The organism is Streptomyces rubellomurinus, assembly GCF_000961885.1.
Lineage (GTDB): Bacteria > Actinomycetota > Actinomycetes > Streptomycetales > Streptomycetaceae > Kitasatospora > Kitasatospora rubellomurina.
In genome coordinates this window covers 129,417-146,226 of sequence record NZ_JZKH01000001.1, presented here as the reverse complement: position 1 = coordinate 146,226, position 16,810 = coordinate 129,417, and the positions used below count along the sequence as shown (strand labels likewise).

Here is a 16,810-nt window from a genome sequence, read left to right as displayed (position 1 = left end):
AGACGGAACGGTTCCGTCTCGTCTTCGGTCGACGATAGGCCGCACCTAGTCGAGACGCAACCGTTCCGCCTGGGGTAGGTTCGGGGCATGCCCAGCGCCCCCACGCCCCAGCCGTCGCTCCCCGAGCCGTCGCTCCCCGAGCCCGCCACCGCCGGGGCTCCCGGCCGCGCCCCCGGACGCCGGCTCCCCGGCGGCCCCGTCCTCCAGGACTCGGTGACGGAGGCGATCGCCGCCGCCTTCTTCGAGGAACTGGCGGCCGCCGGCTACGCGCGACTCTCCCTGGAGGCCGTCGCCAAGCGGGCCGGGGCGGGCAAGGCCGCCATCTACCGGCGCTGGACGTCCAAGCTGGACATGACCGTCGACCTGGTCTCCGCCGTCGCCGTCAACGCTTCCGGGGCCGCCGACACCGGCACCCTGCGCGGGGACGTCCTGGCCTTCCTCACCGAGGTCGCCGACGCCCTGAACGAGCCGCTCGCCGCGCGGATCATCCCCGACCTGATCGCCGAGGGCGGCCGCACCCCCGAACTGGCCGAGGCACTGTTCGCCGCCGTCCGCGACACCCGCCGCAGCAGGGCCACCCAGCTCCTGGAGCGGGCGGTCGCCCGCGGCGAACTCCCCGCCGACGTCGACCGCGAGATCGCCCTGGACCTCCTCGCCGGCCCGCTCTACTGGCGCCTCGCGGTCGTCCACACCCCGACCGCCCCGGACCACCTGGACCGTCTCACGGACATGCTGCTCGCTGCCTTCCGGGCCTGACGTCCGAAGCCGAACCCCTCCTACGGCCGCGGCGTGCTGACCCAGCGCCACGTGGTGAGACGAGGGTGCCCCGGCAGTTCGGCGCGGCCGGTCGCCCACAGCAGGGTGCGCCAGGGATCCGCGCCGCCCGGCGCCTCCGGAAACAGACGGGCGAGCACCCGGGAGCACAGAGCGGAGGGCGGGGTCCAGGCAAGCCCGAAGCCCTCCGCCGCATCGTGCATGTGCACCAGCGTCTCCACCACCCCCATCGCCGCGAAGCCTTCAGGATCCGACACCCCGGCGGCGTGGTGGGCGCGGACCTCGGACGAGGCCGTACGCACCATCGCGACCAGCAGCGCGCCGCACGCCTCCAGCACCTGCACCAGGCCGGCCGGACCCGCAGTGCGCTCCGCGAAGACGAAGACCGTGGGTCCGTCCGGCCTCTTCCGGTTCAACGCGAACGGCACATGGGTGTCCAGCGGCGGGCTCTGCGGCCCCAACTGCACGGCGTAGTACAGCAGGTCGTTGGCGAGGTGCTCGACGGTCTCCCAGCAGTCCCACTCCAGCGAACCGGCCTTACCGCCCCACCCCTCCGAGGGCGCGTCCCGCAGGACGCCCACGGCGAGCCGCACGGCAAGGTCGACGTCGTCCGCGGTGACGGGGGACGACACTGATCCGGTTTCGGCTGATCGAGACATCGCAGCACCGTATCCCAGGGGAGGAGGGCAACCGGCTCCTGGCGGTCGAACGGGACTCGCCACCCCGGAGACGGGAGTGGCCAACTCCCGGACAGCCCTTGCGATCCGTTGGAACAATCTCGGGTATGGCGACTGCATCGAGTCCTGCCGACAGGAACTGGGACGACCTGCTCCAGCACGGGACCGGCCCGGTACAGGAGTCCTTCCTGGACCTCGTGAGGAAGACCCGGCACTACGTCGGCTATTCGCCGGCCATGGTCTGAAGCAATCTCCAGACACCCCAGTACGCCGAAGCGGACCGCCTCGCCGTCTTCCGCAGGGCCTTCGACCGTCTGCAACCCTCCGCGGTCTACGGCCCGGCCGCACGGGACCTCATCGAGGCTGCGCTCAGCCAGACCTGAGAGGACCGGTGGCGCGTCAGACGGTGGTCGTCCGCCCGAGCCGGTAGAACGTGATGAACCCCTGGACAGTGAGGGCCAGGAGGACGGAGGGGAGCACGGTCCACGGCAGCACCCCGCCGATCGTCAGAGCCGTGAAGACGACCAGGGCCGCGACGAGGGTGGGGAGGACGGCGGACACGGAGATGCCGATGCGGATGTGGCGGGTCATGACGACTCCTCTGGGAAAGAAGGGGCGAACGGAATGAACGGTCACTTGGCGGTGCGGGCGCGGTCGAGATAGGCGGCCAGGTCGTGCCAGGCGTCGGCCGGAGCCACCGGGTCGCCGGACATCGCGGCCGGCTCGTGCCGCCAGGCCGAGCGCACCGCGGTCGACACGCCGCCGTCGCCCCCGGTGAACAGCGAGCTCAGCTCATCCATGCGTGCCACCAGCTTCCTCACCCGGGGCGCCGCCGGATCGACCCCGGCGAGCCGCAGCGCCTCGGCCCGGCGGTACAGCTCCGGCCACTCCACCTCCAGCAGGTAGTGCGCGGCAGGACCCAGCCCTGCCGCCCGGTCCCGCAGAGTCCGCAGCTGGTCGCTGTCGAGGTGACGCCGCAGCGCCTCCTGGCCCTGCGGTCCCGCGCTGCCCATCGACTGGAGCGCGCCGATCAACGCGGAGACGTCCGGCGCCCGGTCGGACGCCAGCTCGCCGTGGATGTGCGCCAGCCGCTGCCTCAGGGCCTCCAGGGACGCGATGGACGCCTCGACCCCGGCCAGGTGCTCACTCACCAGCCGAACCGGGTCGACTCCGGCCTCCAGGCACGTCGCGATGCTCTCCAGCCCCAGCCCGAGACGACGCAGCGCGAGCACCTGGTACAGGCGGATCACATCCTGCTCGGTGTACTCGCGGTGCCCGGCGGCGGTACGCCTGGACGGACTGAGAAGCCCGATCTGGTCCCAGTGGTGCAACGTACGAACGGTCAGCCCACTCGCCTCAGCGAGCGGCCCGACCTTCCACGTCTGGTCGATGCTCATGCACCAACGATGCCCCCTGACGTCGCGTGAGGTGCAAGCGCCCCGGGTTCGCCCGACGACCGGTGGGCGTGGGCTGCCGGTGCACGAGCGGGCTTCGAGGACGGTCGAAGCCCGCGTCGAACTCGTATTTCCCGAAGGCGAGCGCCGCACGGGACCTCATCGACGCCGCGCTCAGCCAGACCTGAGAGGACGTTCCGCGGCCCGTCGCACGGCGGCCCGGCGCAGGTCGGAAGACCTGAGGGTTGTCGCGGCCGGTGATCAGGTGGTCTCCTGGACACGCCCCAGCCACTGGTCGGCGGCGGCGGACCGTCGACGACGAGGCCGGCACCTGGACTCGGGCCAGAGCCGTACAGTCCTGGCATGACCGACACCACCGCACCATGGCGAGAAGTCGAACGAGCCACCGTCTTCAGCAAGTTCGGCCGATCCGTGGACCGCGTCGACTTCGAGCTGCCTGACGGACGGAAGGAGGAGTTCTACCTCAAGCGCGAGCGCCCGGCGGGGGCTGTGCTCGCCCTCACCCCCGACCGGCATGTCATCCTCGCCCGCCAGTACCGGCCCGGCCCCGACCGCGTGCTGTACGAGCTGCCGGGCGGCTTCCTCGAACCCGGCGAAGAACCGGCGGACGCCATCGCCCGGGAGCTCCTGGAGGAGACCGGCTACCGGGGCGAGATGCGCCCCGCCGGGCCGTACTGGCACGACGCCTACTCCAACGCCCAGCGCTTCGCCTTCCTTGCAACCGACTGCGTCAAGGTCGCCGAACCAAGGCCGGAGCGCACCGAGTTCATCGAGGTCGTCACGCTCACCCTGCAGGAGTTCCGCAGCCGCGTACTCCGTCAGGGCCGCCAGACCGACACCGCCGCGGCCTACCTGGCCCTGGACGCGCTCTCGCTCCTGTAGCCCAGGGAGACGACGGGCGGGCCGGGCCACACCATCTCACGCTCACCCGCCCACCCCGGGAGGTCCCCGTGGGTTCGGGCAGGCGGAAAGGGCCACGCTACGCGCCACCGCCGATCCTGAGCCGAACCGCACGCCGAAGGTGCTGCGGCCGATCGACGTCCCTGCCGGCTGCATTCCGATGCTCGGCCACGCCCTTCGTCGGATCTGCTAGCTGGTCCGGCGCGGAGGTGATGGTTCGGGCTCGGTGGGTGGCGTCAGCATGGTGGCGAGTCGGTCGACGCCGAATCCGCTGATCAGGAGGCGTTCCTTACGGCTCCCGGTGAGGCGCTGGGTCCAGTCGACGAACCCGCCGTCCGCGACCTCCAGTTGTTGGCCGTGAATGGTTGCGTAGACCTTGTAGCACAGGCCGGTGTAGTAGCCGCGTCCGGTCACCCGGTCGGGGTCACCGATGATGTCAAGGCCCGGTGTTCCGGCCAGCTCGGTACCTGCGCGGGCCAGGATCGGAGCGGCGGACTCGTCGAGGCAGGTGATGCGGATCTCGGTCTGGCGCACTCCAGCGCATGCCATCGCCCGGACGGCGAACTGCAGGTGCTCGACCAGGTGCTGTTGCTCGAAGGCCCGGCTGCCGGTGTCCCGGCCGGCTGTCACCAGGGCGAACAGTTGGAAGTGGGCGAGCATGCCGGGTGCGTCGAAGTGCTGGGCGCGCACGACTCGTTGGCTCGCAGCCAACCGGACCGGCACGGCCGAGCGGGGATCGGAAGCCAGGGCCTGGGATCTCCGCTGGGCTGCTTCCAAGGCCAGGGCATTGGTCGGGTCGGCTGCGACCTCGCTGCCACGAATGGTGGCGACGACCTTGCGCGGGTCGACGGTCGCGACCGCCGTATGCGCTGCCAGGGGGACGAGCGGAGCCAAGGTGAGCATCTGGAAGTCATCCGGCAGCGCCGAGAACAGGGCGTCTTCGCCTCGTCGTAGGTGTGTGAAGCTTGTCGGGGCCGGGGTCACGAACCGGTCGGTGCGGTAGCGCCGCATCACCTCGGCCGGGGTGAGCCGATCGGCGCGGCGTCGGAAGACTTCCAGGAGCAGCGTGGTCAGATCCGCCCCGGTCAGCCCCTCGGCCAGCAGCTCCAGCAGTTCCGGTCCGCCTGCCTCGGCCAGAACTCGGCGCAACGCCGGACCGGCCGGGTATTCATCGCTCGTCATGGCGGACGAGTATCGCCTGGCCGGTATCGGACAGGCCATCGATTTGCCGACGGGTCAGGAGCGAGCAAGTTCGAGCAAGTTCATGGTGCGAGCGGCGACGCGTGCGGCAAGATCGCTCAAGGCGATCGACTCCGACCTGGTAGGAGGCCCACCATGGCACTGCACAAGCTCGGACAGGACCCCCACAGCCCCGAAGGTAAGTCCCCGACCGTCTACTTCGACGACACGACGGGCAACTACATTCTCCAGGGCTGGAAGGTGCTGGATCCGGAACGGCTCGCACAGATGGACATCCCCGGGCACGAGACCGTGATCGAATTCCCCAGGCGCATGATGCAGTTCTTCCCGGAGGTGCACGGTGGTAGCAGTCCCATCGCTTGAGGACCTGCTGCGGAGCTGTACCCGGTCGGCTCTCCATCTGGAGATGCGGGACGGATACATGCGGGACGACCCGCTGTTCCTCAGCTGGCTCGGCGGACGACGCGACGACCCTGCCGACCGCCCGTCGTGGTGGAGCCCCTGGTTGCAGCTCATCCAGGAGACGACGAGCCGCGGAGTCGAGGTGCTGCGTGCGCGGGTCGTCTCGGAGCCGGTGAGCGATTACATCCGGTTCGAGCACGAGATCACGTTCCGGAACGTCGCCTCCGGCGAGCAGGTCAGGTGGCTTCCCCGCCGGCGGGCGACCGGCCTGGCGCTTCCGGGCAACGACTTCTGGCTGATCGACGGGCAGTTCCTCGTGGTTCACCACTTCAGCGGTGAGGGCGACTTCGTGGACGACGAGGTCATCACTGATCCGCAGACCCTGAAGCTCTGCGCCTCCGCCTTCGAGGCCGTCTGGGAACGGGCGGTCCCGCACGAGGACTTCCGGCTGCGCTGACCGTGTCCGCGTCGTCCAGCGTTCAGCAGGCCAAGCTGGCCGGCGGGACGGTAGGGCGACGCGGGTCAGGTGCTCGGGGTCCTGGCCGTAACGATCAAGGTCCCGATGTGCCCCTCGGTCGGCGCGTCGAGCACATCAGCTTGCGGCGACTCGAATCCGCTACGCAGAAGGAGACTGGTCCACCTGCGGGGTGTGTAGGAGTAGCGGTACGTGTACAGCGCCCTCCCGGCGAACCCGCCCTTGTACATGCCCTGGGGGCCGTAGGCACCGGGGATGGCGGGGGGCTGCGAGAAGACTGGGACGCCGCCGGGGTTCAGGCGGGAAGCGATGAGAGGGAACAGCTTCAGCGGGTCCGTGAACCAGACCGCTCCGAACACGGAGTAGATCGCGTCCCAGGTCTCGTCAGTGCCGCTCAGGTAGTCCAGGATTTCAGCGCAGTGGATCTGGACCCCGGACGGCCCCCAACGTTCGGTGGCCCTCTGGGTCATGACGGGCGAGAGGTCCACGCCGGTGGTCTTCACGCCCTGCTCGGCCAGTGCGGCAAGCGCGCGGCCGGTGCCGCACCCGATCTCAAGGGCGCTGGACGGGGAGCCGAGCAGCTCGAGGCCGGGCCCGTGGTCGGCGTACTGGGTCCAGCGGAAGACCGGCCCGGCGTCGAATACGTCGTCCTTGATGCCGGCCGCGTAGGTGTCCCAGAGCTCGCGCTCGGATGCGATGTCGTGCTGTGCAGGCAACGGACTCCCTTCGGCGAGGAGTTGGCGAGCAGGTGCCCCTGCCCCGTCGTGCGGGGCAGGGGCACCCTAGCGTTCGATCAGTGGCTGTCGGATCCTTGCTGTCGCGGACGGGGAGGATGCCCGGTGCGACCTCGATGTGGCCCTCGTCGTCTCCGATCAGACGGTTACGAAGTCGTCGGAGGACCGAATGGCTCGGATCAGGGCCAGGGAGTCAGCAGGGGATAGGGCACTGTTCTGGAGATGCCGCCAATCCCGTTCCCAGCGCAGGGCTTCGTCTGGGTCCTTGCTGAGCAGGGCTCCGAGTTTGGATTCCGAGTAGAGCACGGTCGATTGATCGGAAAGCGTGAGCATGATGGCCGGCCACGGAAATGAGCAAGCCTCGCCTCGTGCGAATGGGAAGACCTGAAGAGTGAGATTGGGGTTCTCTGCGAAGTGTTCAAGGCGCTGAAGCTGTGCGCCTGTTACGGCGTTGCCACCGATCCTTGTGCGAAGGCAGCTCTCGTCGAGGACGAAGTGGCAACGTGGCGCATCGGGCTTCTCGTGGAGGCGCTGGCGGGAAAGCGCGAAGGCGACGCGTTCGTCGGCCTGTCGCTGGCTGATCGAGCCGCGATTCGCGGCTGCGTTGTGGATTGCTTCTGCGTATTCCCTGGTCTGAAGAATCCCAGGAACGATCCTGTCTTGATACTGCCTGATCTGCAGTGCCTTGGATTCATATGACGCGTATTTGAAGAAGCCCTTGATCATGGAGCTTTGCTCAAGGTCCCACCACAGAGACACCAGCGTGTCGCCGGCATCCAGAGCAGTGTCAGAGGCGGTCGCGAAGCGGAAGGGCGGCGGGCGGTCGCCCAGTTCGACGTAGGAGACGAACGCGCCTGAGTAGTTGATCAACGTGCCGAGCTGGGACTGCGTGAGGCCCTTCGCTTGGCGGAGGCTTCGAAGTTTCCGGCCGAAGGCCTCGCGGCGCGATCGGGCTGGCTCTGAGGGCTCGCCGTTCATGATCACCTTGATTCAACGCATTGAGTGTTGAGTTGAAATGCCTTCCGATCGTAGCTCGGTGTCTCGATCCTTGAAGGGCGATCGCCAAGACGTGAGCGGTCCTGAGGTGTGGTGCGTCCGCGGAAGGTGGATAGCAATATGACTAGTAGTCATTCGGGCGAGAGCCTGATTCTGAGGCGGAACTTCCCGCCGTGCCGATGCGCGCAGTGCGGGGATTCCGTTCCCGAAGCGCGGATGAACGCCGACGTCGTGGCCCCGGCGGCGCCGCCCGTGAGGCGGGTGGCGCCGCCGTCCATCGCCTACCGGCCGTCCGTCGTCGGCGAGCGGGTCTTCGACGTCCGCTCGGGCAGGTGGGGGGCCTTCATGGGGTGGCAGCGTGGGCGCGCCTACCTCCGGCCCGCCACCGGCGGCGTGGAGTGGGACACCGAGGCGCGTTGGATCACGAACACCGAACAGTGAGATGCCCCATGAGCAAGATGATCGACAAGATCACGGCCGAGGACCGTCGCATCGCGGCCGAGATTCTCGACGACCTCCAGGCCGTCCTTTACGCCGCCGAGGTGAATCTCCCGTCCCTCGGTATCGACTGGCGTTCGGCCAAGGCCACCGGGGTCATCCTGATCGACCTCGGGGCCGCGCGGCCGGAGATCATCGAGCGGCTGGTCGTCGTCCTCCGCAGATGTATGCGGCCGTAATCGGCTCTGGAATCATCGTTGTTGGGAGTCTGGCGATCGCGGGTGCGGTCGTGACGATGATTCCTGAGCGCGTTTCCGATTCTGCGGGCGCGTTGGTGTTCGTCCTCATCTTCCTTGCCTCGTCCACGGGGGGATTCACGTTCGTGGCAGGGTGGATGAAGATGCACACATAGCGGCGCGGGCTTCGAGGACGGTCGAAGCCCGCGCCGTCGTGTTCTCTGCCCTCAGCTGTCGTTGAGGGCGTAGGTGCGGAAGGTGGCGAGCAGGGGGAGGACTTCGGTCTTGTTGGGCTCCTCGGTGACGGCCCTCATGGCGTCGATCACCGTGTGGGCGATGACCTTGGTGACGCCCAGGTCGTCGGCGGGAGCGAGCATGCCCCAGGCCTTCAGAGTCTGGGTGAGCAGGGCGCTCATCCGGGCGCCGATGTTGGCGCTGACGGCGTCCGACAGCTCCGCCATCTCCTCCTCGCTCATCGTGGCGCGCAGCCCGAAGGCCAGCGCCATCAGCGTGTCCATCGCGTGTTCGCCGTACGCGGCGACCAGCGCCGGGAGCGGCCGCTCCCCGTCGCCGCCCGCCGCGAGGGCGGCCAGCGCCTCGTCGTCGTCCTTCCACGCCGCCTCCAGGGCGGCCAAGGCCCGCAGGGCCTCGTCCACGGTCAGCCCGTCTGTCATGGGAGGAACCGTATTGAGGCGATAGCCGTGACACGCGCGGTCGGCGCGTGGGGTTCACACCTTCGAGCGAAGACAGGACCTAATCGGGGCGGTGGAGGTCGGCGAAGTGCTGTGCGTCCCAGGTGCCGCCCAGTTCAGGGGCCAACGAGGCGAGGGCGAGCGCGCCGAAGTCGTCAGCGGCACCCGCGCGTTCCGGGAGGGCGCCGAGGAGGGGGGCGCCGGCGGAGCGCGGGAGGTCGGCGAGGTTGCAGCGTTCGGCGAGGCCGGGGTCGGACGGCCAGGAGCCGACCAGGACGCCGGCGAGGGGGAGTTGGCGCGAGGAAAGCGCTTCCGCGGTGAGGGCGACGATGTTGAGGGTGCCGAGGGTGGCGGAGGCGACGAGGAGCACCGAGGCGGGCAGGCCCGAGGCGATGACGGCCCGGGCCTGGTCGGCCAACGTGCGTCCCTCGTCGTCGTAGCGGACCAGCAGGCCGCCCGCGCCCTCGACCAGGACGAGGTCGTGCGAAGCGGCAAGGGAGGCGACCGCCGTGGCGACGTCGGCGGGGGAGAGGTAGGGCAGCCCGGAGCGCCGTGCTGCGGTGTCGGGCGCCAGCGGGTCGGGGTAGCGGGCGAGCTCCAGGATGGTCACGTCGCCCGCCAGGCGCTGGACTTCGGCCGCGTCGCCCGGTTCGTCGCCGGTGACGCCCGTCTGCCCGGGCTTGAGCACCGCGACCCGCTGCCCGGCCCGCAGGGCCGCCGAGGCGACGGCCGCGGTGGCGATGGTCTTGCCGACGTCCGTGTTGGTCCCCGTGACGAAGAGGATGCGGGCGGCGCTCATCCGGCCACCGCCGCGGCGGTCACGGCGGCGGCGATGCGCGCGACGTCCTCGTCCCCGGTCACGTACGGCGGCATGGTGTAGATCAGGTCCCGGAAGGGCCGCAGCCACACGCCCTCCCGCGCGGCGGCCTCCGTTGCCGCCGGGACGTCCACCGGGTGGTCCAGCTGGACGACGCCGATGGCGCCTTGAACACGCACGTCCCGTACGCCGGGCACCTCGGAAGCTGCCGAGAGTCCGGCGGAAAGGCCGGAGGAGATGCGCTTGACCTCGACCGCCCAGTCCTGCCCGAGCAGCAGGTCCAGGGAGGCGTTGGCGACGGCGCACGCCAGCGGGTTGCCCATGAACGTCGGCCCGTGGGCGAGCACCGGCATCTCGCCGCGGCTGATCCCGTCCGCGATCTCGCTGGTGCACAGGGCGGCGGCGAGGGTCAGGTAGCCGCCGGTGAGGGCTTTGCCGAGGCACATGACGTCCGGCGAGATGCCCGCGTGGTCGGCGGCGAACAGGGCGCCGCTGCGGCCGAAGCCGGTGGCGATCTCGTCGAAGACCAGCAACACCCCGTGCCGGTCGCAGAGTTCGCGCAGCATGCGCAGGTAGGCGGGCGAGTGGAAGCGCATCCCGCCGGCGCCCTGGACGACCGGCTCGACGATGACGGCGGCCAGCTCGTCCGCGTGACGCTCCATCAACTCCTCGAACTGCGAGGCGTATTCGGGGTCGAGCGGCGCGTCGAACCCGGCCGGCGGCTCGGGCGCGAACAGCTGCCCGGGCAGCACCCCGCCCCACAGGTGGTGCATTCCGCCGTCCGGGTCGCACACCGACATGGGGTGGAAGGTGTCGCCGTGGTAGCCGCCGCGCCAGGTGAGCAGCCGGCGCTTCTGCGGCCGTCCGATGGACTGCCAGTACTGCAGGCACATCTTCATCGCGACCTCGACCGCGACCGACCCGGAGTCGGCGAGGAAGACGTGCCGCAGCGGCTCGGGCGTGATCTCGACGAGCCGCGCGGCCAGCCGGACGGCGGGTTCGTGGGTGAGCCCGCCGAACATCACGTGGCTCATCCGCCCCAGCTGCTCGCGCACGGCCTCGTCCAGCACCGGGTGCCGGTAGCCGTGGATGGCCGCCCACCAGGACGACATGCCGTCGACGAGCTCGCGCTGCCCGCCCGCGACGGGCTCGGCCAGTCTCAGCCGGACGCCCGAGGCGGATTCGACCACGTACGGCGTGACGGTGCCGGGCATCGGCCCGTACGGGTGCCAGACGTGGGCGCGGTCGAGGGCGATCAGCGTGTCGGCGGACAGCGGGGGCATGGTGGGCGGTTCTCCGGTTTCTCCCGTGGGTGTCGTCAGGCGTTGGGCGCGAGTTCGGTGCCGGCGCCGCGGCGGCGGACCTTGACCTGGTCGCTGTGCGAGTCGTCGGCGGCCGCGTCGTCGCCGTGCGCGTGGCCGCCGCACGGACCGCATCCGCCGCCGCTGCCGCACGCCGACGCGCCGCTGCCGCACGCCGACGCGGCGCTGCCGCAACCGGACGCGGAGGAAGCGGCGACATCGGCCCGGTGCCGCGGCAGCGTGGCCTCGCCCGTGCCTTCGACCTCGAACCCGGCGTCGCGGATCATGTCGAGGTCGGCCTGCCCGGCCTGGCCCTCGCTGGTGAGGTAGTCGCCGAGGAAGATCGAGTTGGCGATGTGCAGCCCGAGCGGCTGCATCGTGCGCAGGTGCAGCTCGCGCCCGCCGGCGATGCGGACCTCGGTGTCCGGGTTGACGAAGCGGACCATGGCCAGGATCCGCAGGCAGCGCTGCGGGCTGAGGTGCCACTCCTGGGCGAGCGGGGTGCCCTCGAAGGGGATGAGGAAGTTGACCGGGACGGAGTCGGAGCCGAGCTCGCGCAGCGCGAACACGACGTCGACGAGGTCCTCGTCGCTCTCGCCCATGCCGGCGATCAGGCCGGAGCAGGCGGACAGGCCGGCGCCGTGCGCCTTCTGCACGGTGTCCACCCGGTCCGCGTAGGTGTGGGTGGTGGTGATGTCGCCGTAGGTGGCTTCGGAGGTGTTGAGGTTGTGGTTGTAGGCGTCGGCGCCGGCCGCCTTCAGCCGCTCGGCCTGGTTGTCGGAGAGCAGGCCGAGGCAGACGCACAGCTCGACCTCGGGGTCGGCCTCGCGGATGGCGGCCATGGTGTCGGTGACGCGGTCGATGTCGCGGTCCGTCGGGCCGCGGCCGCTGGCGACCAGGCAGACCCGCTTGGCGCCGCCCGCCACACCGGCCTTGGCGGCCTCGGCGGCCTGGTCCGGCTTGAGCCAGGTGTACTTGAGGATCTCGGCCTTCGAGCCCAGGCGCTGCGAGCAGTACGAGCAGTCCTCCGGGCAGAGGCCGCTCTTGAGGTTCACCAGGTAGTTGAGCTTGACCCGGCGGCCGAACCAGCGGCGGCGGACCTTGCCCGCGGCGGCGACGACGTCCAGCAGTTCGTCGTCGGTGGTGGCGAGGACGGCCAGCGCCTCCTCGCGGGTCGGGGCTTCGCCGCGCAGGCCCTTGGCGGTGAGGGTATCGAGGAGATCCATGGGGCCGATCCTGCCAAGCGGCCCGCGAGCGGCGCCAGAGGAAACCCGCCAGAAGATCGGCTGATGGATGTGCCACTTGCCACAGTGTCGAAGCTCACGGCGTCGGCGCTGGTCACACCCTTGACGTGGACGCCGCGAGCGAGTTACCGGCGAGTAGTTCGCCCGCGTTCGGCCGGTCCGCGAAAGCGTGATCAACAAGGGCCGACCCCGTGATCCACGCCACCTGGCGGGTGCTTAGAATCTGCGCCATGACCACGCAGGGGGAGCGCACCCCGACTCCGGGAGAGGGCCAGGACGGCCAGGCAGAGCAGCGGCGATCCGGTCGGGGGGCCGGGCTCGGGAGGGCCGCCGTCGGACGGCTGACGCCCCGCCGGGCGGTGGGCTGGGTCGTGGTGCTGGGCGTGGTGGCGGCCGGCGGCTGGATCATCACCCGCCCGATGCCCGGCGACTACATACCCGGGCTCGGCCCGTCCAGCAAGGACGCCTCCAAGACGCCGCCCGTGCGCGGCACCCTGCCGCCGCGCACCGACGGCGAGGGCCTGAACCTCGACGACTACTTCCCCGCCCAGCGCCCGGTCGACGTGGCCGGCTACAAGGCCAAGCGCAACGGCGCCCGGCAGGGCGAGAACTGTGCCGAGGCGTTGCAGGACCGCTCCCAGGACCTGTTCAAGGACGGCGGCTGCCAGGCCTACCTGACGGTCAGCTTCACCGGGCAGGAGCGCCCGGTGCTCAGCAGCGTCACCCTGCTGCGCTTCACCGACCAGGCCGCGGCCACCAAGGCCGCCGACGCGCTGCGTGCCAAGCCGGGCGCGCTCGCCTTCATCCTCCCCGACACCAACCCGGCGCCCGCGCCGACCGCCGGAGCCGCGAAGCCGGCCGGCGGCGACGCGCGGGTCGAGGCGGTCGGGCACTACGTGACCGTCACCAGCTCGCGGGTCAACGACGGCCGCTTCGGCGGCCCGACCGCCGGCCCGAGCGGCACCCCGGCGGCCGCCCCGACGCCGTCCGCCTCCGGGGCGCCGAGCACCGAGCAGTCCCTGGACGAGGCCAACCGCGCGCTGTCGTACGCGGCGGGAGCGCCGTTCGCCTGGATGTGACGCGAGGGCTTCGTCCTGATGTCACAAAGCGGCGGTGACGAAACCGTGGGGGTCCGACCGGCAGAACCCGGTCGGACCCCCACGGCATTGACGGTTCGTCAGTGGAGGGAGTGGGGGAGGGCCGTCAGCCCCCGAGCCGGTCCACCGAGGTGACCCGCAGCACCGCCCGGCCCTCCTCGTCCGAGCCGTACAGGTCGACCTCGGCGCTGATGCCCCAGTCGTGGTCGCCCTCCGGGTCGTCGAAGATCTGCCGGACCTTCCAGGCGGAGTCCTCCTCCTCGATCATCAGCATCTTCGGGCCGCGCGCGTTCGGGCCGGTGCCCAGGTCGTCGTACTCGTCCCAGTAGCCGTCCATGGCGTCCGCCCAACGGTCCGCGTCCCAGCCGTACTCGCCGTCCAGCTCGCCGAGTTCGTCCCAGTGCTCCAGCGCGCACAGCTCCACGCGGCGGAACATCTCGTTGCGCACCAGCACCCGGAAGGCCCGCGCGTTGGCGGTGACCGGCGCCGCCTTGTCCTCCAGCGTCACCTCGGCGGTGGCCGCCTCGGTCGGGTTGGCCAGCTGCTCCCACTCGTCCAGCAGGCTGGAGTCGACCTGGCGGACCAGCTCGCCGAGCCAGGCGATGACGTCCTTGAGCTCGTCCGTCTTCACGTCCTCGGGGACGGTCTGCTCCAGCGCCTTGAACGCGCCGGCCAGGTAGCGCAGCACGATGCCCTCGGTGCGCGCCAGCTCGTAGAAGCCGACGTAGTCCGAGAAGGTCATCGCCCGCTCGTACAGGTCGCGGACCACGGACTTCGGCTGCAGCTGGTGGTCGCCGATCCACGGGTGGGCCCGGCGGTACACCTCGTAGGCGTGGGTGAGCAGTTCCTCCAGCGGCTTCGGGTACGTGATGTCCTGCAGCCGCTCCATCCGCTCCTCGTACTCGATGCCGTCGCGCTTCATCTCGGCGACGGCCTCGCCGCGCTCCTTGTTCTGCTGGGCGGCGAGGATCTGGCGCGGGTCGTCGAGGGTCGCCTCGACGACGGAGATGACGTCCATCGCGTAGGTCGGCGAGGTCGGGTCGAGGAGTTCGAAGGAGGCCAGCGCGAAGGTGGACAGCGGCTGGTTGAGCGCGAAGTTCTCCTGCAGGTCCAGGGTGAGGCGGACGATCCGGCCCTCGGCGTCCGGCTCCGGCAGGCGCTCGACGACGCCGCCCTCCAGCAGCGAGCGGTAGATCGCGATCGCGGTGCGGATGTGGCGGCGCTGGGCGGCCCGGTCCTCGTGGTTGTCGGTGAGGAGCTTGCGCATCGCCTCGAAGGCGTTGCCGGGGCGGCCGATCACCGACAGCAGCATCGCGTGGCTGACCTTGAAGCGGGAGACCAGCGGCTCCGGCTCGGCGGAGATCAGCTTGTCGAAGGTCTCCTCCGTCCAGCCGACGAAGCCCTCCGGCGCCTTCTTGCGCACCACCTTGCGCTTCTTCTTCGGGTCGTCCCCGGCCTTGGCGATCGCCTTGTCGTTCTCGATCACGTGCTCGGGCGCCTGCGCCACCACCTGGCCGACGGTGTCGAAGCCGGCCCGGCCGGCCCGCCCGGCGATCTGGTGGAACTCGCGGGCGCGCAGGATCCGCACGCGCTGGCCGTCGTACTTGGACAGGGCGGTGAACAGCACCGTGCGGATCGGCACGTTGACACCCACGCCGAGCGTGTCCGTCCCGCAGATCACCTTCAACAGGCCCGCCTGGGCGAGGCGTTCGACCAGCCGGCGGTACTTCGGCAGCATGCCCGCGTGGTGCACGCCGATGCCGTGGCGCACGTAACGGGACAGGTTGCGGCCGAACTTGGTGGTGAAGCGGAAGTTGCCGATCAGGTCGGCGATGGCGTCCTTCTCCGCCTTCGAGCACATGTTGATGCTCATCAGCGACTGCGCCCGCTCCACCGCCTCCTTCTGCGTGAAGTGCACGACGTAGACCGGCGCCTGGCCGGTCTGCAGCAGCTCCTCCAGCGTGTCGTGCATGGTGGTGCGGCGGTACTCGTAGAACAGCGGCACCGGGCGGGTCGCGTTGCGCACCACCGTGGTCGGCCGGCCGGTGCGGCGGGTCAGGTCCTCCTCGAAGCGGCGCACGTCGCCGAGCGTGGCGGACATCAGCAGGAACTGCGCCTGCGGCAGCTCCAGCAGCGGGATCTGCCAGGCCCAGCCGCGGTCCGGCTCCGCGTAGAAGTGGAACTCGTCCATGACGACCTGGCCGATGTCCGCCCGGGCGCCGTCGCGCAGCGCGATCTGGGCCAGCACCTCGGCGGTGCAGCAGATGATCGGCGCGGTCGGGTTGACGCTCGCGTCGCCGGTCATCATGCCGACCTGCTCGGTGCCGAACATCTTCACCAGGTCGAAGAACTTCTCCGATACCAGCGCCTTGATCGGGGCGGTGTAGAACGTCCGCTGCCCCTCGGCGAGGGCCGCGAAGTGCGCGCCCGCCGCCACCAGGCTCTTGCCCGAACCGGTCGGCGTCGCCAGGATCACGTTGTTCCCGGAGACCAGCTCGATCAGCGCCTCCTCCTGCGCCGGGTACAGCGTGATCCCCCGCTCCTGCGCCCAGGCGGCGAACGTCTCGTACAGCGCGTCGGGCGTGGCGGGCTTCGGCATCAGATCAAGGAGGGTCACCCGGCTATCTTGCCTGCTCGCCGCCACCCCGGGCAAAGCCTGCGGCGGCGAGCGGCCTGCTCGGACGGCTCAGTGCGTCGCGAGGTCCGGGACGGCGGGCGCGGTGGCGGGCAACTGCGCCTTGTCGCCGCACTCGTACTCCTCGGCGGCGACCCGCGCGACCTTCAGCGCGATGTCGGCGTACGCCTGACGGGCCTTGGCCGGCGAGGCGCCGTCGATGGTGCTGCCGCCGACGTCGATGCGGATGTACTGCGCGTTCGGGCCGGCGGGCGGCACGCGGACGTCGCAGCGCACGTAGAACTGGACGCGGCGGCTCGGTTCGGTGGTGGCCAGGGCCGCCGCTCCGCCGCCGACGTCCAGGATGGCGACCGGGCGGCCCTGCGCGGACTCCGCGGTGCGATCGGCCTCGATCCCGTGGAGGGCGGGGCCGACCTGCACCGAGAGGAGCGCGCGACTGCCGTCGCCGCCGTCCGGGAACCAGTCGAGGACGCAGGTGGTGCCGCGGTTCGCCGGATCCTGCGGCCCGGTGGGCGTCTGGAGCCGCGCCGCGCCCTGCTGGGTCGTCCTTCCGGACTTCCCGGCCAGCGGCTTCAGGTCGTCCCGGGAGAGCGCCGACCAGCAGGCGCTCTGCGGGAGTTCCTGCGACTGCCACGGCTTCCAGAGCCACAGGGCGCCGCCGCCGAGGACGGCCAGGGCGAGGGCGCCGGCCAGCCAGGGCAGGGCCCGCCGGTGCCGCGCGGGCGACGGCGGCGGGCCCTCGGGCGGGCCGGGAGCGGGGTGGGTGTCGTCGGCCAT

20 protein-coding genes are annotated in these 16,810 nt (G+C 70.7%); 8 read left to right on the top strand and 12 right to left on the bottom strand.

Translation table 11 applies throughout. The features are described from left to right. Positions 1-87 precede the first annotated feature (87 nt). Positions 88-756, top strand: a complete 669-nt coding sequence (locus tag VM95_RS00685; protein WP_078859488.1) for a TetR-like C-terminal domain-containing protein — start codon at positions 88-90, stop codon at positions 754-756. 20 nt (positions 757-776) lie between these two features. On the opposite strand, the gene VM95_RS00680 is transcribed toward VM95_RS00685, so the two are convergent. Further along, positions 777-1,433 (bottom strand): hypothetical protein, encoded by a 657-nt coding sequence (locus VM95_RS00680; RefSeq protein WP_045691927.1) that lies wholly within the window; start codon positions 1,431-1,433, stop codon positions 777-779. Between the two features lie 125 nt (positions 1,434-1,558). On the opposite strand from VM95_RS00680, the gene VM95_RS42210 reads away from it, so the two are divergent. Continuing rightward, positions 1,559-1,696: a hypothetical protein gene (locus VM95_RS42210; protein WP_157881954.1), complete on the top strand. Its 138-nt coding sequence runs from the start codon at positions 1,559-1,561 to the stop codon at positions 1,694-1,696. A 154-nt stretch (positions 1,697-1,850) separates the two neighbouring features. Here VM95_RS42210 and VM95_RS00675 read toward each other — a convergent pair whose 3' ends face one another. Together VM95_RS00675 and VM95_RS00670 are read right to left on the bottom strand one after the other, a co-directional pair. Next, positions 1,851-2,042, bottom strand: coding sequence for a hypothetical protein (locus VM95_RS00675; protein WP_045691926.1), 192 nt, complete (start codon positions 2,040-2,042; stop codon positions 1,851-1,853). Between the two features lie 41 nt (positions 2,043-2,083). Continuing rightward, complete coding sequence (locus VM95_RS00670; protein ID WP_045691925.1) at positions 2,084-2,848, bottom strand: MerR family transcriptional regulator; 765 nt, start codon at positions 2,846-2,848, stop codon at positions 2,084-2,086. A gap of 360 nt (positions 2,849-3,208) precedes the next feature. On the opposite strand from VM95_RS00670, the gene VM95_RS00665 reads away from it, so the two are divergent. Continuing rightward, positions 3,209-3,748 (top strand): NUDIX hydrolase, encoded by a 540-nt coding sequence (locus VM95_RS00665; RefSeq protein WP_045691924.1) that lies wholly within the window; start codon positions 3,209-3,211, stop codon positions 3,746-3,748. 207 nt (positions 3,749-3,955) lie between these two features. On the opposite strand, the gene VM95_RS00660 is transcribed toward VM95_RS00665, so the two are convergent. After that, positions 3,956-4,948, bottom strand: coding sequence for a hypothetical protein (locus tag VM95_RS00660; RefSeq protein ID WP_045691923.1), 993 nt, complete (start codon positions 4,946-4,948; stop codon positions 3,956-3,958). 153 nt (positions 4,949-5,101) lie between these two features. On the opposite strand from VM95_RS00660, the gene VM95_RS00655 reads away from it, so the two are divergent. Together VM95_RS00655 and VM95_RS00650 are read left to right on the top strand one after the other, a co-directional pair. Then, a complete protein-coding gene (locus tag VM95_RS00655) occupies positions 5,102-5,329 on the top strand; it encodes a hypothetical protein (RefSeq protein ID WP_045691922.1) in 228 nt (75 codons plus the stop codon). A 43-nt stretch (positions 5,330-5,372) separates the two neighbouring features. Further along, a complete protein-coding gene (locus tag VM95_RS00650) occupies positions 5,373-5,825 on the top strand; it encodes a DUF6879 family protein (protein ID WP_244178559.1) in 453 nt (150 codons plus the stop codon). 65 nt (positions 5,826-5,890) lie between these two features. Here the strand turns inward: VM95_RS00650 and VM95_RS00645 are convergent, their stop codons facing one another. Together VM95_RS00645 and VM95_RS00640 are read right to left on the bottom strand one after the other, a co-directional pair. After that, entirely contained in the window at positions 5,891-6,559 is a 669-nt protein-coding gene (locus VM95_RS00645) for a class I SAM-dependent DNA methyltransferase (protein WP_045691920.1), read from the bottom strand. Between the two features lie 156 nt (positions 6,560-6,715). Beyond that, positions 6,716-7,555 (bottom strand): helix-turn-helix domain-containing protein, encoded by an 840-nt coding sequence (locus tag VM95_RS00640; protein WP_157881953.1) that lies wholly within the window; start codon positions 7,553-7,555, stop codon positions 6,716-6,718. 234 nt (positions 7,556-7,789) lie between these two features. Here VM95_RS00640 and VM95_RS00635 point away from each other — a divergent pair, with 234 nt between their 5' ends. Together VM95_RS00635 and VM95_RS00630 are read left to right on the top strand one after the other, a co-directional pair. After that, the gene (locus VM95_RS00635; RefSeq protein ID WP_045691919.1) at positions 7,790-8,014 is read left to right on the top strand and encodes a hypothetical protein; all 225 of its coding nucleotides are present in this window, start codon (positions 7,790-7,792) and stop codon (positions 8,012-8,014) included. Positions 8,015-8,022: 8 nt separating this feature from the next. Continuing rightward, positions 8,023-8,250 carry a hypothetical protein gene (locus tag VM95_RS00630; protein ID WP_045691918.1) on the top strand — a complete coding sequence of 76 codons (228 nt, stop codon included), beginning with the start codon at positions 8,023-8,025 and terminating at the stop codon, positions 8,248-8,250. A gap of 224 nt (positions 8,251-8,474) precedes the next feature. On the opposite strand, the gene VM95_RS00620 is transcribed toward VM95_RS00630, so the two are convergent. The 4 genes from VM95_RS00620 to bioB form a co-directional block, all read right to left on the bottom strand. Beyond that, on the bottom strand, positions 8,475-8,921 hold the full coding sequence (locus VM95_RS00620; RefSeq protein WP_045691916.1) for a hypothetical protein: 447 nt from the start codon (positions 8,919-8,921) through the stop codon (positions 8,475-8,477). A 79-nt stretch (positions 8,922-9,000) separates the two neighbouring features. After that, on the bottom strand, positions 9,001-9,738 hold the full coding sequence (gene bioD / locus VM95_RS00615; RefSeq protein ID WP_045691915.1) for a dethiobiotin synthase: 738 nt from the start codon (positions 9,736-9,738) through the stop codon (positions 9,001-9,003). After that, the gene (locus VM95_RS00610) at positions 9,735-11,039 is read right to left on the bottom strand and encodes an adenosylmethionine--8-amino-7-oxononanoate transaminase (RefSeq protein ID WP_045691914.1); all 1,305 of its coding nucleotides are present in this window, start codon (positions 11,037-11,039) and stop codon (positions 9,735-9,737) included. Before VM95_RS00610 ends, bioD begins: the two co-directional genes overlap by 4 nt. A 35-nt stretch (positions 11,040-11,074) precedes the next feature. After that, positions 11,075-12,283, bottom strand: coding sequence for a biotin synthase BioB (bioB, locus tag VM95_RS00605; protein WP_045691913.1), 1,209 nt, complete (start codon positions 12,281-12,283; stop codon positions 11,075-11,077). Positions 12,284-12,531: 248 nt separating this feature from the next. On the opposite strand from bioB, the gene VM95_RS00600 reads away from it, so the two are divergent. After that, positions 12,532-13,380: a hypothetical protein gene (locus VM95_RS00600; RefSeq protein ID WP_157881952.1), complete on the top strand. Its 849-nt coding sequence runs from the start codon at positions 12,532-12,534 to the stop codon at positions 13,378-13,380. 124 nt (positions 13,381-13,504) lie between these two features. On the opposite strand, the gene VM95_RS00595 is transcribed toward VM95_RS00600, so the two are convergent. Both VM95_RS00595 and VM95_RS00590 read right to left on the bottom strand, forming a co-directional pair. Further along, the gene (locus VM95_RS00595; RefSeq protein ID WP_425265271.1) at positions 13,505-15,997 is read right to left on the bottom strand and encodes a DEAD/DEAH box helicase; all 2,493 of its coding nucleotides are present in this window, start codon (positions 15,995-15,997) and stop codon (positions 13,505-13,507) included. An 87-nt stretch (positions 15,998-16,084) separates the two neighbouring features. Then, positions 16,085-16,810 (bottom strand): hypothetical protein, encoded by a 726-nt coding sequence (locus tag VM95_RS00590; RefSeq protein WP_045691910.1) that lies wholly within the window; start codon positions 16,808-16,810, stop codon positions 16,085-16,087.

Coding starts and splice junctions, on each gene's coding strand:
- VM95_RS00685 (WP_078859488.1), top strand. CDS start 88: ATGCCCAGCGCCCCCACGCCCCAGCCGTCGCTCCCCGAGCCGTCGCTC.
- VM95_RS00680 (WP_045691927.1), bottom strand. CDS start 1,433: ATGTCTCGATCAGCCGAAACCGGATCAGTGTCGTCCCCCGTCACCGCG.
- VM95_RS42210 (WP_157881954.1), top strand. CDS start 1,559: ATGGCGACTGCATCGAGTCCTGCCGACAGGAACTGGGACGACCTGCTC.
- VM95_RS00675 (WP_045691926.1), bottom strand. CDS start 2,042: ATGACCCGCCACATCCGCATCGGCATCTCCGTGTCCGCCGTCCTCCCC.
- VM95_RS00670 (WP_045691925.1), bottom strand. CDS start 2,848: ATGAGCATCGACCAGACGTGGAAGGTCGGGCCGCTCGCTGAGGCGAGT.
- VM95_RS00665 (WP_045691924.1), top strand. CDS start 3,209: ATGACCGACACCACCGCACCATGGCGAGAAGTCGAACGAGCCACCGTC.
- VM95_RS00660 (WP_045691923.1), bottom strand. CDS start 4,948: ATGACGAGCGATGAATACCCGGCCGGTCCGGCGTTGCGCCGAGTTCTG.
- VM95_RS00655 (WP_045691922.1), top strand. CDS start 5,102: ATGGCACTGCACAAGCTCGGACAGGACCCCCACAGCCCCGAAGGTAAG.
- VM95_RS00650 (WP_244178559.1), top strand. CDS start 5,373: ATGCGGGACGGATACATGCGGGACGACCCGCTGTTCCTCAGCTGGCTC.
- VM95_RS00640 (WP_157881953.1), bottom strand. CDS start 7,555: ATGAACGGCGAGCCCTCAGAGCCAGCCCGATCGCGCCGCGAGGCCTTC.
- VM95_RS00635 (WP_045691919.1), top strand. CDS start 7,790: ATGAACGCCGACGTCGTGGCCCCGGCGGCGCCGCCCGTGAGGCGGGTG.
- VM95_RS00630 (WP_045691918.1), top strand. CDS start 8,023: ATGAGCAAGATGATCGACAAGATCACGGCCGAGGACCGTCGCATCGCG.
- VM95_RS00620 (WP_045691916.1), bottom strand. CDS start 8,921: ATGACAGACGGGCTGACCGTGGACGAGGCCCTGCGGGCCTTGGCCGCC.
- bioD (WP_045691915.1), bottom strand. CDS start 9,738: ATGAGCGCCGCCCGCATCCTCTTCGTCACGGGGACCAACACGGACGTC.
- VM95_RS00610 (WP_045691914.1), bottom strand. CDS start 11,039: ATGCCCCCGCTGTCCGCCGACACGCTGATCGCCCTCGACCGCGCCCAC.
- bioB (WP_045691913.1), bottom strand. CDS start 12,283: ATGGATCTCCTCGATACCCTCACCGCCAAGGGCCTGCGCGGCGAAGCC.
- VM95_RS00600 (WP_157881952.1), top strand. CDS start 12,532: ATGACCACGCAGGGGGAGCGCACCCCGACTCCGGGAGAGGGCCAGGAC.
- VM95_RS00595 (WP_425265271.1), bottom strand. CDS start 15,997: ATGCCGAAGCCCGCCACGCCCGACGCGCTGTACGAGACGTTCGCCGCC.
- VM95_RS00590 (WP_045691910.1), bottom strand. CDS start 16,810: ATGGCCGACGACACCCACCCCGCTCCCGGCCCGCCCGAGGGCCCGCCG.